Below are 15,918 nucleotides of genomic sequence, written 5' to 3' on the forward strand. Positions count from 1 at the left end.
GTACTTGAATAGAACTGTCTGTTGTCGCATCTAAAAGTTTTTGGGATTTAGCACTAAGTGTTTTTCCTTTTACTGCAGTTGCTTTTACTTTTCCGGTTTCATTGTTCATTGTTAACTTCAATTCTCCGCTTACAGATTTTCGAAGTTCTTTCAAAGTTTCTTGTGATTTATTTCCTTTGATGATTACGTCAGTAACTCCACGTCCATCAGGGTCAATAAATTTCATAGGATTGTTCACAGCATAATTATAAGTTGACCATCTGCGGTATTTCTCCGCAAGCGGATCGACCACACCCCATCTTCCAATATCGGGCATATAAAATCTTGCACCATAATCATACATTCCGGTCTCTTGCAACTCCTTTCCGTTGTACTTGTATTGATACGAAAAACCTTATTATCTCCCACACAATACAATCGTGTGGGAGCGAGGGTTTTTACAGATTTGTATTAAATGTTTTTGCGCTCCGAATAAATGTTTGAAGATTTTCAGTTTTTATATTATAGAGCAGTATTTTGTATTTCCCATTTGTATATAATTTCGATACCCTTCCATTATGTGCTTTATAGAGATGATTTTCGTTATATTTTCTTTTATCCCAATACTCTCCAATATATTTTAAAACTTCATTGTGAGTAATATCTTTTAATTCCCAATTCTTAGACGTCTGTACTTCATTTTTATAAGAAGAGTAAATATAAAAGATTTGCTTGTCATTATATTCAAAGAAAAAGTTATTACTAGCTATATTCCAATTAACAATATTTTTAGGTAAAGTTATTGAAAAATGAGTTGTATAATATACATCGTGATCAGCTGAAGTATTAACTTTACTAACATATTTAAGTCTATTCTCATTGCCACTGTAATCAAACACCATAGTATTATTATTTATACTATTTTCTGGCACATCTACATAAGAAGCACAAGAACTAAGCAACAAAGTCAATAAAGCAAAGATTGAATATTTCATAATTATTTATTTACTTTTTCCATGGCTTTTTTAAACATTGAATAATCTATTGTAATAATAGAACCTCCACTATTATAAAATCCTATTGTAGGGGAGTATGTACTTGGAGGCGGTGTTCCTCCTTTCTGACTCAAAGGCAATGATCCAACAACTTCTGTCCATCCCAAAACCATAGATGGCTGATTCCCTTGCATATTTTTAGGATCTGTATCATTGTCTGCCCCCATTGAAGGTGTTGGCGCTCCGTAAGCAACGACTTTACCATCACTGTCATATTCAAGAGGATGTAGATGTGCATCAGAAGCTACAGTATCACCTTTTTCTTTTAAGTCTTTTCGAGCTTCGCTCCATTGCTTTGAACCTAATATTCCTGCTTTTTCACTTGTGATCGTTTTTGATGATTTCTTATTTTGTCCAAATAAAAATCCTTTTTCAGTTCCTGTTTTATCTGTTTTACCAAAAGTATATATATCGTCAATCTGTTTAATCTGATCATTAGTTATCTGATTAACAATATGACCGCTATTAATTGCAGCATCCGTATCAGCTTCCTTTTTACTAGTAGTTAAAACTATTTTCTTATCAGTTTTACCATCTTCGACATGTTTTGTGAGCTGCCCTTTTAAATTATAATAGTCGGTAAGAGGACTTCTTCCATCAGGATCAATATATCTGATCGGGTTATCAAATGCATAATTATAAGGAGACCATCTTCTCATTTTCTCTGCCAACGGATCTACAACCCCCCATCTACCAATATCCGGCATATAAAATCTTGCTCCGTAGTCATACATTCCCGTCACTTGAAGTTCCTTTCCGTTGTACTTATACTGATAAAAACCTCGCAAAATACGAGGTTTTTATCATCTGCCCCACGATACAATCGTGCGGGATTAATTTATTTCCATGTATAAAGACCACAAGTATTATTTGAATATTCAAAATAATCTATGCCAGAAAAACTATTCCATGTTTCTTTACCTTCAACTTCAAAAACCAATTTCTTTTCGTTATAATTATTCTGAATCATCCGAGATAATTCAAAATTATAACTATGATTAAGCATGATTAATTTACTATTTTTAGGATGTTTGCATTTAGTTTTCTGAGAAATAAATACACCTTTTTTATTATTCTTGTATTCGAAATTAATCATATACCATGATTGAGTAGAATCAATATTGGTAACTTTTCCTATAATTTCTTCTGAATGAGTTTGTCCTTTTGACTTACAACATATTATTGTAAATAACAGGCAAAATAATATTATATAGCTGTAGCTTTTCATTATTACTTACGTTTTAAAGTTTTATAATTTCCAATTTCCTTAACGGCTTTAGTATTTACATTTTGAATTCTATAAGAATCAGTATATTCAATATACTTACTAGAACCAGCACTATAATTTGGAGATTTTATTGAAGTCCAATTTGGATTTGGATCGATGTTTCTTGGATCAAGCCTATTCGCTTCTTTATGTGAATAATTATAACCTTTACTGTTATTTTCCTCAGAAGTGGCTGCTGGAGCATTTGGAAAACATTCTGCCATAACAATTGCCTCTAGTGTTTCATGTAAAATTCCATAACCTGTTTTAGATCCATAATAAGCCTGATCAAGATTCCCCAACATTTCTGGATTGACTACATTTGTTGCAGTCGTTATTCCTGTCGAGGGATCTGTTTTAGACCCTCTGGATGCTCCACCTACATATTTACTATTATCTTCATCAATACGCATATCAGAATCAGTTTCAATTTTAGCAACAATAGCTGTGTTAGTAGTTGCGTCTAATAACTTACTTGCTCCTTCAGATAAAGTAACTCCCTCCACAGCGGTTGCAGTAACTTTACCTTTTTTGTCCATAGATAGTGTTAATTGCCCATCTACTGCTGATTGCATTTGATTCAATGCTTCTTGTGCCCCACTTCCTTTTATGATAACATCTTTTGTTTCTCTTCCATCAGGATCGATAAAACGTATAGGATTGTTGAAAGCATAATTATAAGGACTATGACGGGTCATCTTCTCCGCCAACGGATCCACAACACCCCATCTTCCAATATCCGGCATATAAAATCTTGCCCCATAATCATACATTCCGGTCTCTTGGAGTTCCTTTCCGTTGTACTTATACTGATAACTTGGGTTTCCAGCTAAAGCATTGTATCCTTCGTGCTTCAACCCAAAAGGATAATAGTTATTTTCTTCAAGAACTTCTATGCTGCTGCCATTGCTCTGGTAGCTTAATCTCACATTTCCCAAGTGGTCACTATAATTGTAAATATACTTATTTTTTTCAAAATCAAAATAACCTTCGGCAGTGGGTGAAAATTTTAAAGAAACGGTTGCATTTGGGTTTGCAAAAGTCGCATTTCCTTCATACTGAAAACTATCAAGATATTCTGTCGTTTTAATGGCAAGATAGAGATTGATCCCATCTTTATAACTATATTGCTTTCTTAACTTTATACCATCTGCACGATATATGTATACGCTATTCACAAATCTTGCTCCACCTCTGCTTGGTATTGATTGATTAAATTTAATATATTTAGGAAGATTTAAAAAGTTATAATCAATTTGCAAAATTCCTTTATCTAAATGATTAATCATGTTCCCATTGAGATCATAATTAATTGTGTTTCCTGACGTATCAGGATATCCGAAGTAATTGGTTGAGGTATCTGTAACGCTACTGAGTCTATTACTTTGATTATTATTTTCATATGCATAAGTAAGATTATCAATCTGCATTGCTGAACCTGTAGTAGTATTTTTTGAGTTTCGGTAGAGATGTTTGATATTTCCATTAAAATCATATTCAATAGATTCTCCAAAATGATTATCCTGTGGTACTGTTCCAAAAGGTTCGGAATAATAACCAAAAACCAATCTGTTTAAACTATCATAGTAATAAGAATATCTCCGGTGCATCTGCTGTTGCAACGTATGCGGTTAATGGTTTTCCGAACCCATTATCTTCTTTTTTACCGTTCTTATAAGCAATGTTTTTTGCTAAAACAATATCTCTTTTACTAAATTTATTTGTACTACTATATTCTTTTCCTCCATCCATTATTTGCATATCTATTTCTCCTCCATGTGTATGTCCGTCAGCAACAATTTCACCTAGTTTTGATGCTTCAGCAATATCTTCTGGTTTATATTCTTTTGTCATGCCGGGTGAACCAACTTCTGGTACAGTATAACTATAAAAAGTTTCTCCGTTTGCATCTGTGGATTTGTAAAAAAATGTAGAAAGTTCTAAATTATAATTAATGGAAAGACCATTATACAGTTTTCCAAAATCACGTGCTGCATCTCTTAAGGTTTTGAAAGGATCTTTAGGATCCATCACCTGCATTCCATCCGGATCAATGAAACGGATAGGATTATTTACAGCATAAGCATACGTAGAATGTCTTCTGTACTTCTCCGCCAACGGATCTATTACGCCCCATCTACCGATATCCGGCATATAAAATCTTGCACCATAATCATACATTCCGGTCTCTTGAAGTTCTTTACCGTTGTACTTATATTGATAAGCATTCTACCTTTACACTTTACGAGATTACTTAAATATTATTCTGTAAGATTTAAATTTTCACATATTGGAAAAAGAATAGGATAAAATTGGTTTTGATTATTTTTAAAATAACTTTTTTCTTCAGAATTTTTTGTTCTGTTATCATATTCCTTTAATGTTGTAAAGCCAAAATAAAAATACGTGATATTTTTTGGAAGTTTAAAAATTGTATATTTATTCTTTAAAGTAGATATGCGAGATAATTCTGCACAACTTCCTAATAATTTTTTTTTCTCATTTGGAAAAACACCTTGAAACAAAGTATTATCATTAAATAAAAACATTTTTCCTTCTAAAATTAATTTGTCGATATTAATATTGCTGGAAATATTCTTTTCTGAAGTAAGAAACAATTCATAACTTCCTTTTACTGCAACAACTACAGCATTATCAATTTTCACTTTGTCCTGAACTAAATAAAATGTTTTTATCTCTTGAGACTTAATCAATAAAATATTACATATAAGTAGAAAGAAACTAATTGGCAGCCTTAACCTTACCATTTCTAAATTTCTCATAATCTTGATCTGTTTTTAAGTTATTATTCCGTATATGTATTGTAGCTTTAGGTTGAGTTGAATTTGAATTATTAGGATTATCAGGACTACCTCCAATAGCATCTAAAATTTCTTTTACATGATTTGAAGTAACCTCAGTAGAGTCTGAATTCCCCATTATATCTTCATATTTATGACTTACACCTAATGTATGACCGACTTCATGACCTCCTGTGCCCGTTGAAGGGTCTGATTCAGAATCTTTTACCCTTACGTATTTACTTAATCCTGCTACTCCCTTTATTCCTTCATTAAAACTGTCGTCTGGTGCCGTTCTATAAGAGTTACCCTCGCCAGATGAATCATTCCAAACAGAACTTTCAACAACTTGCTTGACTGTTTGACCTTTTTCGGGAGTTACTTCAGATGTTTTTAATTGAAAGTTTATTTTCAAGGAAATTTTGTTTCCATTAGCATCTTTATATGAATAATTATATTTACCACTTTTATCATTCCAAAGTTGTATAGCTCCATTTGCTGATTTCATATCACCTTTGACAGCGTAATATGTAGCTTTTATCGTAATAGTACCTGCTTTTAAGTCTACATAAACCCCATAATCTCTACCATCATAATCAACAAATATTGCAGGGTTATTTCCAACATAAGTATATGGAGACATTCTTGTATATTTCTCTGCCAATGGATCAACCACACCCCATCTACCAATATCCGGCATATAGAACCTTGCGCCATAATCATACATTCCGGTCTCTTGGAGTTCTTTTCCGTTGTACTTATATTGATATGCATTATTAAAACTATAAAACATCATATTCATATGCATCATTCCAAAGGGATAGTAGTCGGTGACCTCTTCTATATCCCCCATTATTATTCCCGGCATACACGGTTGGTCAGGAGGTGAATTATCACAATTCTTAATACCGTCTCCTTTAACGATTCCATCACCATCAGAATCACTATAGTTCAATCTTACGTTACCTAGGTGATCTGTATAATTATAATAGTATCTAGCTCTTAATGCATCGTAAAAGCCTTCTGATGTTGGAATAACGCTTAACTTCATTCCATTATTTGCTACATTTCCATACGGATCTACCCAATATCTATATTGAAACCCATCTAAATAATTCGTTTCTAAAGTACCAAAGAGCTTCTTCACTTTAACTCCGTCTGCACGGTAAGTATAATTGGTTACCTGTCCGTTCTGAGTAATCTGCTTGGGTAAATTTAAATAATTATATTGTATTGACGAAATACCCTTGTCTACAAATGAGGTCATATTTCCATTTAGGTCGTATCCTATATCTGTAGGTGTAGCTTTATAAGGATAGCCATATGCTGTGGTAACGGCATCAGTTATTTTCTGCAAACGGTTGCTTTTATTATTGTTTTCGTACTGATAGGAAAGATTATCAATGAGCATAGCGGTAGTTCCGAATCTATGAGCGGTCCTCTTCATAGTCTTTATATTCCCGTTGAGATCATAGGTAACTTTCTCGTAATATTCTCTTAGTGAAGGATTGGTTTCGTCTTGATAAAATCCTGCTGACAGTCTGTTTAGACCATCATACACGTATCCATATCTTTTTAGAGGATCATTTTCATTACCAATTCTCCAATCCACTTCTGCAATATTCCCATTGTATCTTGGAAGAACTTGTAAAGCTGTATCAGATGTATCTGGAGTTTGCAGACCTTCCACCTGATTATATTTGATTTTATAACCAAATAAGTCAGCCCCAAGATTATTGGGATCGTTGATGTGCGTCATCCAACCTCTGATATTGTATTGGTAATTTTGTTTTCCTAAATTTTATAAACTTACTGTTTTCACCAACACATCTGAAACACCTATAGAAAGTAGACTGCATTTGAATAGTTAAATTTCTTTCAAAAATAAAAAGAGTAACAATTTAGTTACTCTTTTTAATGGTTTTTATTAATTATTTTTTTCTAAACATCGATTAATAAAGGAAACCAACACTTCTGATACATTACCTCGATTTTTATACAAGAAAATTACTTGCAATTTAAATCGTTTTTCATTTCTCTGGGCATTGCAATAGATGTAGTTTCTTTTTTATAAATCAACAAATTATCTTTGCAGAAGTAATAACTCGTACCTTTTTTTTTGTCATCAGTTAGATATCCCATATCCTCAGTAAAAGCTTTTACAGAGTCAATAACTTTATATTCAGACAGTTTTTTTATAATATTTGGATCTCTGCCTTTCTCATCATCATACCAGCAAAACAATCTGCCTTTATACTCAATATATTGATCCTTAATCCTACCTTCAGGAGAGCCATTAACAACATATATTTTATTAATATTGCCAATAATGCTTACTCCCACAATTCCAGAATTATACTCTTTAGAATAAAGATTGAAAACTTTATCTTTTTTCACCAAATAAGATGTATTATAAAAATCTATTATTGCATTTTTGATAGCAATTTCATTATTGCCATTTTGAGATAATTCTTTTTTCCAAGTCGAGCAACTTGAAATCATTAAACTAAAGAAAATTAGTAAACTGTATTTTTTCATTTTAATAATTTGTATAATCAATTCGTTGTACTTTATTGGAATTAGCTTCTCTTGTTAGAATTAAAAATTTATAAAACTCTTTTCTATAATTAGATTTAGTTTCAAGGTCTTGACGAGATGGGTTTTCTATATCTGTTCTACTGTATCCTATTGTTGGATGAGTATGAAAACTGGTATTCTGGAAATATCCGTCAAACATTGGAGCTCCAATTCTACACCAATATAATGAGCTAACAGAACTACCATTCGTATTATTTTTATATTTTTCTAAATAAACCTTACTAATTGCTCCATTTTCACTAGCATCTTTTGAAAGATATGCACCAGCTAATTCTACACCGACATAATCAGAGAGTGCAACGACAAAATCTTCTGCTTGTTCTAAAGTGGCTTGATTTTTTCCGCCAACATCAATAATTTGATCGTTTTCTTTAAAATTTTGACCATTTTTCAAAATCCCTTTTGCAATATTGTCAACTTCAACTTTTGCTTCCCCTTTTTTATTAATTTTCACAATTCTGTCAGGTCGGTCATTCGTTTCTCCTACTTGTCTTACTTCTCCTGTTTTTTTATTAAATGTAAAATCGGTTAAAGGCATACTATTCCTATAATTCATAAACGCCTGTTGAGCAGCAGATCCCGTAAGAGGTGCTCTTCCGTCCGGATCAATGAAACGAATAGGATTATTAAAAGCATAATTATAAGGACTGTGACGAGTCATCTTTTCTGCTAATGGGTCTATTGTTCCCCAACGAATTACATCCGGCATATAAAATCTGGCACCGTAATCATACATTCCGGTCTCTTGCAATTCTTTGCCATTATATTTCATCTTAAAAGCGTTTCTACTGTTTGCCTGTGCAATATGATCGAAAAGCATCCCAAAAGGATAGTAGGTATTGTTGGCAACAATCTCTCCGGGAATAAAATAGTCAATACAATTTCCGTCATAACATTCCTTGATTCTCTCATCCCTGCCTTTTATGCTACCATTATGATCAGAATCTGCATAACTTATTCTCACATTTCCTAAGTGATCAACATAATTGTACACGTACAAATTCAGCAAAGCATCATAATAACCTTCAGATGTCGGAAGAAATCTCAACTTCATTGCTGCAACAGATGTCAATCCCGATTCGTCTTCCCCAGGCTGAGTGTATTTGTACTGGAAACCATCCAGATAATTAGTTTCTACAGTTCCATAGAGCTTCTTCATTTTTACTCCGTCTGCACGGTAAGTATAATTTGTTACCTGTCCGTTCTGAGTAATCTGCTTGGGTAAATTTAAATAATTATATTGAATTGATGAAATACCTTTATCATTAAAAGTCGTTGTATTGCCGTTTTCGTCATACCCAATATCTGACGGAATGTTTATGTAAGGATAACCCAAAGAAGTTTGGTTGCTTTCCGTAATACTTTTCAGTCTGTTGCTTAGGTTATTGTTTTGATACTCATAAGAAAGCTCATCAATTACCAAAGCTGTAGCACCCATTCTTTGAGCAGATCTTTTCATGCTCATGATGTTTCCATTGAGGTCGTATGTTGCTTTCTCGTAATATTCTCTTAGTGAAGGATTGGTTTCGTCTTGATAAAATCCTGCCGACAAACGGTTCAGATTATCGTAAACATACCCATATCTTTTCAGTGGCTCATTTTCCTGTGTAGAAGTCTTCCAGTCGATTTCTGCAATATTACCATTAAAACGAGGTTTTACCTGCAATGCAGTATCTGAAGTGTCTGGAATTACTAAACCTTCCACCTGATTGTATTTAATTTTATAACCAAATAAGTCAGTCCCAAGATTATTAGGATCATTGATCTGCGTCATCCAACCTTTGATATTGTATTGGTAATCAACCGTCTGAAGACCGTTTCCTACAATCTTACCGCCTACTTTCTTTGTTTTAAGCTGGGACAGCTCATTATATTCATTCTGAGCCAGAATTTCTTCCGTATTGTTGTCTATCTTGTGTTTATGAACTTTTAACCTGTTTTGATGGTCGTAGGTAAAAGTTTCGGTAATCACTTTTTCGGTGTCGTTGGCTAATCTTTTATGATACGTTTTGGTCTGCAAAACTGTTCCTGCAAAATCAAGTTCAGATTCGGTTTTGGTGTAGCCTCCAAGATGATTGATGGCGTAACTTCCGACAGTTCTTCCTTTGGTATCGTAGTAGGAGTAGCTTTTCGTCCAGTTATCATCTTCAATATTCTTTACCAAAGTCATTACCGGAAGGCTCTTGGTGCTTTTCCCCAATGTCGCTGCATTATCCGTTAAGATCGTTTTCCCGTAGATCGTGGAAGGAAAAGAAGGATTGAAGCTGTATGCAGGATAACTGTCATAGTAATTGACACTCAGGATTTTCATGCTTCCTGTAGGAAATGCATTTTTGGTGTAAAACACGTCCATCCCGTTCAGGTTAAATGATGTTTCACTTCTCACCTCATTGTTCCCCGGATTAGCCGTCATGTTGTTTATAGCGGTCTGCATTGCCGTTCTGGTCGCTGTATTGGAAAAGAAACCGGTATAGACCACTCTTCCAAATGAGTCATATTTGGTAAACATCCAACCTTTGGCGGCAAAATTATTTGTGGTTGTTCTCAGATTCGCATCCTGAGTCAGCACCAAACGATCCTGTTTATCATACACCATATATTCCCATCCTTTTCCGGGAAGTTTCTTTTCTGCCAATCTGCTGTCTCCATCATATCGGTATTGATAACAGAGATTATCCAGAGCAGTCTGGTTTACAGCTCCCACTGATGCTAAAGGGGGAATTACATAAGCTAACTGATTAAATTCATTGTAAACATAGTAAGTATCAACATTATTGCCTCCGTCATTTTTCCTCACCAGTAAAGTCTGGCCTTCTCCATTTTTAAACTCGATGGTTTTGTTGCCGTCTTCATCAATTACTGTATTTTTAAATAATTTATTAGCCTCGTAATTAACAGTCTGGCTGAGGACAGAATGGGTAGCTCCATTCACCGATGTAGTCGTTGTGGTATATTTTTTAACGGCATCTGCAACGCTGTTGGCATCATACTCAAACTTTACGGGTTTGTCGTTCCATGCATTTCCTACCTGCTTTTGTTCGAAAACTCTGTTTAAGGGCGAGCTTTCGAGAAGCTTTTCAGCATATATTTTCTCTGAGCCATAGATTGCAGGCTGTATTGCATTGGCAAGCGGATCGGGAACAATCGCCCCATTCATCGTTCCGGATTGAGGAACGGGAAGATAATCTTTTACCTGTCTTCCGTATTGATCGTACTCTATGTGGGAGACAACATCTTTTCCTTGTGGTGAGGCTTTTACACTGACCACTTGTTTCGGTCTTCCGAGACCGTCCAGATACTGAACGGTTTGTATTTGTTTTGCTGTGGAGCTTGATGTAGTTACAGGTTCAAGGTAAACCCTTGTCTGTATATAATTTTCTGTATTCGTTGCCTGTGCATGGGATAAACCTGCTACAAACAACATACTGATGGGGATAATAAGTTTTTTCATTGTGTTTTTATGACCAAAAATATATTTTCAGAATAGCATTAAGCATCAAAACATTTTTACTAAAACAGATTGTCTTTCTGTTCAGTCTTTTTAAATGTGTTCTGATACTCAGGTTTTTTCTTTCAATAGAATTAGTTCCAAATCTTTTGGTCTGATGAATTTCTTTTGGAATTAAGTATTGATAATTTCTGAGTTTATCGGTATGAATTTTTTCAGGATTTGAATGGAGTAAAGTCTTGATAACCACATTTAAAGTTTCATTGGATCTTTTTCCTAAATTAAAACATATTACATTTTTGCTGTCTTTTTCTAAGGCATAAACAAGCCATATTATTTGTTTTTTATTTCCGATGTATGTTCTTAATTCGTCAACCTCATATGTTTTGTTAGAATTACCTGAAGGTGGTCGTATGCAATCCGAAATATTAATTATCCTTTTGAGAAGAGTAGTAGTTGATATTCTTAAAAATCTCGCAATGCTTCTTATTCCCATCCCTTCTTTCGTTAAACGAATGATTTTTATATCAATATTTTTTCTGTATGCTTGGTAAGAATACTTTAAAACGCTGGTTTTTCTGCATGAGGTACATTGAAATCTTTGTTTACCGTTTTTTGTTTTTCCAAACTTTATAAACTTATTTTTTTCACCAACACATCTGGAACACATATAGAAAGTAGACTGCATTTGAGAGAGTAAATTTCTTTCAAAAATAAAAAGAGTAACTAAATTGTTACTCTTTTTTAAGGTTTTTAAGAGTGATATTTTCTTAAACATCCATCAATAAAGGAAACCAACACTTCTGATACATTACCAGGGGTTTATGGGTAGGAGTTATATTTATAGTCTTTAAGAACTAAAATCCCAAAATATTTCCATTCAAATTCATCTTGAAAATTAATCTTTAAAATTAAATCTTCTTTTGTTTTTGAAAGAACTTCAATAGAATTGATAATTCTATGATGTGAAGGATATCCTCCAAATGGAGATTTTGCAATAAAGACGTCTTCGCTTTGTCGTTGTAAACTAAACTCATCAAATATTCCTAACTTAATATTTTTTTGGATATCGAAATTATCAGGTTGTAAACTAATCATTTTTTGAAAAGCTCTAATTGTATCATTATATTTATACAAAACTTCTTTGTCTGAATCATACTTCAAATATTCATATTTCATTTTTGATGTATCCTCTCTAAACCGATCAAAGATTCCAATATTAACTTTTTCATTATTTACTATTGCTGATTTATAGGTTACAACAATTGGTTTGTAGATTTCTAAAATCTGTCCTTCAGCCATATTTGATAAAAATATTATTGCTAAAAAAACTATATTTTTAATTACTTCCAATCTTATTATCTTTTCTTTTATCATTTTCTCTTAAGTTTATAAGTTGCTTTTTGATTATTTCTGCAGGAGAGCCGGGGGTTCGTTTTCCTTCGAGTTTAAAGTAGGTTGACCCATAATTTATATGGTCTTCTTCGGCACTCGCATCAAGACGATCCTCTATATGAGCTTTTATTTCATGATAAACTGCTTCTGCCAAATCATAATTGTCATATTTTACAGAATTAGATTCTCCATCAACATCAACTGTTGTATTATAACCTTCATTATTACCATCTTTTTTAAAGAAATTTTCATTTAAAGATATTAAATGTATTTTTTTTCCATTGGATTGAGATACATCTAAATCATTGAATTCAGCAGAATTTTTAAACGTAGGATTATCTTTAGAAATGATCACTTTATTAGTACTTAATTTTACAAATCCTTTTGATTTTGCATCACTAATCGTTTCGGCAACAGTCTGAGAATTAACACCAAAATCTTTCGAATTAATATATATATCATCGGTCTTACTGTTACCGTACTTATCCCATAACTTTTTTCCTTCCGGAGTCTTATACATTGTTTCTTTAGATGCTTTAAAAGCTCCATTAGCAGTTAGTATAAATATGTCTGTTGCCTGCCTTCCATCCGGATCAATAAACCTAATTGGATTATTAAAAGCATAATTATATGGCGACCATCTTCTCATCTTCTCCGCCAACGGATCAACAACACCCCATCTTCCAATATCGGGCATATAAAATCTTGCGCCGTAATCATACATCCCAGACTCCTGAAGTTCCTTGCCGTTGTACTTATACTGATAACTAAGATTTCCGGCAAGAGGATTATACCCTTCATGCTTCAACCCAAAAGGGTAATAGTTGTTTTCTTCAAGAACTTCTATGCTGCTGCCATTACTTTGGTAGCTTAATCTTGTATTTCCTAAATGATCAGTATAGTTGTAAATATACTTATTTTTTACAAAATCAAAATAACCTTCTGAGGTGGCCATAAAGTTTAATTGAAAATTGTAGGAAGGTATTCCTGATAAAGGAGTGTAATCATATTCATACTGAAAACCATCAAGGTAATCAGTTGTTTTTGTTGCCATTTGAAGATTTGTACTATCCTTATAATCATGTACTTTTCGAAGTTTGGTTCCATCTGCACGGTATATATGTGTTGTATTTACATATCTGTCTCCTTTTCTGCTGGGAATAAAATCATTAAACTTAATATAGTTCGATAAATTTAGATAATTATAATTTATCTGCAGGATTCCTTTATCTTCATGAGCAGTCATATTGCCGTTAAGGTCATACGGTATGGTGATACCTGAAGTATCAGGATAGCCATTGTATTGACCTGATAGATCCGTCACACTATTTAATCTGTTCCCTATATAATTATAATCAAGATTGTCAATCGTCATTGTCGTGGCACTTCCGGGTAATATTCCTTCCGACCTTTTAAGGGTTTTAATATTTCCGTTCAGATCATATGTCATTTTTTCGAAATATTCCTTAGCTGCAGGATTTATTTCATTCTGATAAAACCCTGCCTTTAGTCTGTTTAAACCATCATAAACATATCCATAGCGTCTTAGATTGTCATTAGGATTTGTGGCAGTCTTCCAGTCTACCTCTGCAATATTCCCGTTGAATTTCGGAAGCACTTTTAATGTTCCGTCTAAAGCATCGGGAGTTTCTAAGCCTTCTCTTTCATTATATTTTATTTTATAACCAAAAAGATCGCTTCCCAGATTATTGGGATCGTTGATGTGCGTCATCCAACCTCTGATATTGTATTGGTAATCGACAGTCTGAAGACCGTTTCCTACAATTTTCCCTCCCACTTTCTTTGTTTTAAGCTGGGACAGCTCATTATATTCATTCTGAGCCAGAATTTCTTCCATATTGTTGTCGATTTTATGCTTGTGCGTCAGCAGTCGGTTTTGGTGGTCGTAAGAAAAAGTTTCGGTAATCACTTTTTCGGTATCGGTGGCTAATCTTTTATGATACGTTTTGGTCTGCAAAACTGCTCCTGCAAAATCCAGCTCAGATTCGGTTTTGGTGTAGCCTCCGAGATGATTGATGGCGTAACTTCCGACGGGTCTTCCTTTGGTATCGTAGTAGGAGTAGCTTTTCGTCCAGTTATCATCTTCTATGTTCTTTACCAAAGTCATTACCGGAAGGCTCTTGGTACTTTTTCCCAGTGTGGCGGCATTATCGGTTAAGATCGTTTTCCCGTAAATTGTTGAAGGAAAAGCAGGATTGAAGCTGTAAGAAGGGTAGGTGTCATAATAGTTAACAGACAACACAGTCTCGATATTAGCAAAATAACCGTTGCTGTAATAAATCTGCATTCCGTTTTTCGTAAAACCGGATGCATGCCTTGATTCGGTAATCACCAAATTTCCTGCCTGATTCTGCATACTTTCTCTGATTCCTCCAGCAATGATTCCGGTATAAATTACTCTTCCAAACTGATCGTATTTTGTAATGAGCCATTTACCCTGTTGATTTAAGTTGGCATCCTGTGTTAAAACAAGCCGGTCTGCTTTATCATACACCATATATTCCCATCCTTTTCCGGGAAGTTTTTTTTCTACCAATCTGCTATCACCGTCATATTTGTATTGGTAGCAGAGATTGTTTAAGGTAGTTGTATCTACAGAGTGGGCAGCAACTGCTAAAGGCGGAATGACGTAAGCGAGCTGGTTGTAATCATTATAGATATAGAACGTATCGGCACTCGTTGTTGCGTCCAGCATTATTCTTACAAGCAAGATTTGACCCTGACCGTTCTTGAACTCAATGGTCTTGTTTCCGTCTTCGTCAGTCACCGTGGTTTTGTACAACTGGTTGGCTGCATAATTTCCGGATATGCTGATTGATGATTCAAAAGTTGAATAATTAAATGCAGCGGTATATTTTCTTACTTCTCCGTCTGCATTGGCACTGTATTCAAACTTTACGGGTTTGTCGTTCCATGCATTTCCGACGTGCTTCTGTTCGAAAACTCTGTTTAAGGGCGAGCTTTCGAAAAGCTTTTCAGAATATATTTTCTCTGAGCCATAGATTGCAGGCTGTGTTGCATTGGCAAGCGGATCGGGAATAATTCCGCCATTCATCGTTCCGGATTGAGGAACGGGAAGATAATCTTTTACCTGCCTTCCGTATTGATCGTACTCTATGTGGGAGACAACATCTTTTCCTTGTGGTGAAGCTTTTACACTGACCACCTGCTTCGGTCTTCCCAAACCGTCCAAATACTGAACGGTCTGTATTTGTTTTGCTGTGGAACTACTTGTGCTAACAGGTTCAAGGTAAACTCTTATCTGTATATAATTTTCTGTATTCGTTGCCTGTGCATGGGATAAACCCACTACAAACAACATACTGATGGGGATAATAAGTTTTTTCATTGTGT

At 34.2% G+C, this 15,918-nt stretch carries 10 protein-coding genes and 3 pseudogenes; all 13 read right to left on the minus strand.

Annotated features, from left to right (window positions below):
- Positions 1-199: 199 nt before the first annotated feature.
- Positions 200-388 (minus strand): annotated as a pseudogene (locus tag MQX03_RS20600) (RHS repeat-associated core domain-containing protein); the annotation flags it as partial.
- Between the two features lie 49 nt (positions 389-437).
- Positions 438-974: a hypothetical protein gene (locus tag MQX03_RS16990; RefSeq protein ID WP_242804469.1), complete on the minus strand. Its 537-nt coding sequence runs from the start codon at positions 972-974 to the stop codon at positions 438-440.
- Between the two features lie 644 nt (positions 975-1,618).
- Positions 1,619-1,810: pseudogene (locus MQX03_RS20605) on the minus strand (RHS repeat-associated core domain-containing protein); the annotation flags it as partial.
- 62 nt (positions 1,811-1,872) lie between these two features.
- Positions 1,873-2,130: a hypothetical protein gene (locus MQX03_RS17000; RefSeq protein WP_242804471.1), complete on the minus strand. Its 258-nt coding sequence runs from the start codon at positions 2,128-2,130 to the stop codon at positions 1,873-1,875.
- A 134-nt stretch (positions 2,131-2,264) separates the two neighbouring features.
- Positions 2,265-3,923, minus strand: a complete 1,659-nt coding sequence (locus MQX03_RS20555) for an RHS repeat domain-containing protein (RefSeq protein WP_317224929.1) — start codon at positions 3,921-3,923, stop codon at positions 2,265-2,267.
- 415 nt (positions 3,924-4,338) lie between these two features.
- Positions 4,339-4,530: pseudogene (locus tag MQX03_RS20480) on the minus strand (RHS repeat-associated core domain-containing protein); the annotation flags it as partial.
- A 32-nt stretch (positions 4,531-4,562) separates the two neighbouring features.
- Positions 4,563-5,084, minus strand: a complete 522-nt coding sequence (locus MQX03_RS17015; RefSeq protein WP_242804473.1) for a hypothetical protein — start codon at positions 5,082-5,084, stop codon at positions 4,563-4,565.
- A complete protein-coding gene (locus MQX03_RS17020) occupies positions 5,044-6,861 on the minus strand; it encodes an RHS repeat domain-containing protein (RefSeq protein WP_242804474.1) in 1,818 nt (605 codons plus the stop codon). The genes MQX03_RS17015 and MQX03_RS17020 overlap by 41 nt, the downstream gene beginning before the upstream one ends.
- A 248-nt stretch (positions 6,862-7,109) precedes the next feature.
- Entirely contained in the window at positions 7,110-7,640 is a 531-nt protein-coding gene (locus tag MQX03_RS17025) for a hypothetical protein (protein WP_242804475.1), read from the minus strand.
- A 1-nt stretch (position 7,641) separates the two neighbouring features.
- A complete protein-coding gene (locus MQX03_RS17030; RefSeq protein ID WP_242804476.1) occupies positions 7,642-11,151 on the minus strand; it encodes a DUF6443 domain-containing protein in 3,510 nt (1,169 codons plus the stop codon).
- Positions 11,152-11,158: 7 nt separating this feature from the next.
- A complete protein-coding gene (locus tag MQX03_RS17035) occupies positions 11,159-11,836 on the minus strand; it encodes an IS1 family transposase (protein ID WP_242804477.1) in 678 nt (225 codons plus the stop codon).
- A 134-nt stretch (positions 11,837-11,970) separates the two neighbouring features.
- Positions 11,971-12,525 carry a hypothetical protein gene (locus tag MQX03_RS17040; RefSeq protein WP_242804478.1) on the minus strand — a complete coding sequence of 185 codons (555 nt, stop codon included), beginning with the start codon at positions 12,523-12,525 and terminating at the stop codon, positions 11,971-11,973.
- Entirely contained in the window at positions 12,488-15,913 is a 3,426-nt protein-coding gene (locus MQX03_RS17045) for a DUF6443 domain-containing protein (RefSeq protein ID WP_242804479.1), read from the minus strand. The genes MQX03_RS17040 and MQX03_RS17045 overlap by 38 nt, the downstream gene beginning before the upstream one ends.
- Positions 15,914-15,918: the final 5 nt, after the last annotated feature.

Origin of the sequence: Chryseobacterium aahli (assembly GCF_022699665.1) — a bacterium.
GTDB lineage: Bacteria > Bacteroidota > Bacteroidia > Flavobacteriales > Weeksellaceae > Chryseobacterium > Chryseobacterium aahli.

Coding starts and splice junctions, on each gene's coding strand:
- MQX03_RS16990 (WP_242804469.1), bottom strand. CDS start 974: ATGAAATATTCAATCTTTGCTTTATTGACTTTGTTGCTTAGTTCTTGT.
- MQX03_RS17000 (WP_242804471.1), bottom strand. CDS start 2,130: ATGATTAATTTCGAATACAAGAATAATAAAAAAGGTGTATTTATTTCT.
- MQX03_RS17015 (WP_242804473.1), bottom strand. CDS start 5,084: ATGAGAAATTTAGAAATGGTAAGGTTAAGGCTGCCAATTAGTTTCTTT.
- MQX03_RS17020 (WP_242804474.1), bottom strand. CDS start 6,861: ATGACGCACATCAACGATCCCAATAATCTTGGGGCTGACTTATTTGGT.
- MQX03_RS17025 (WP_242804475.1), bottom strand. CDS start 7,640: ATGAAAAAATACAGTTTACTAATTTTCTTTAGTTTAATGATTTCAAGT.
- MQX03_RS17030 (WP_242804476.1), bottom strand. CDS start 11,151: ATGAAAAAACTTATTATCCCCATCAGTATGTTGTTTGTAGCAGGTTTA.
- MQX03_RS17035 (WP_242804477.1), bottom strand. CDS start 11,836: ATGCAGTCTACTTTCTATATGTGTTCCAGATGTGTTGGTGAAAAAAAT.
- MQX03_RS17040 (WP_242804478.1), bottom strand. CDS start 12,525: ATGATAAAAGAAAAGATAATAAGATTGGAAGTAATTAAAAATATAGTT.
- MQX03_RS17045 (WP_242804479.1), bottom strand. CDS start 15,913: ATGAAAAAACTTATTATCCCCATCAGTATGTTGTTTGTAGTGGGTTTA.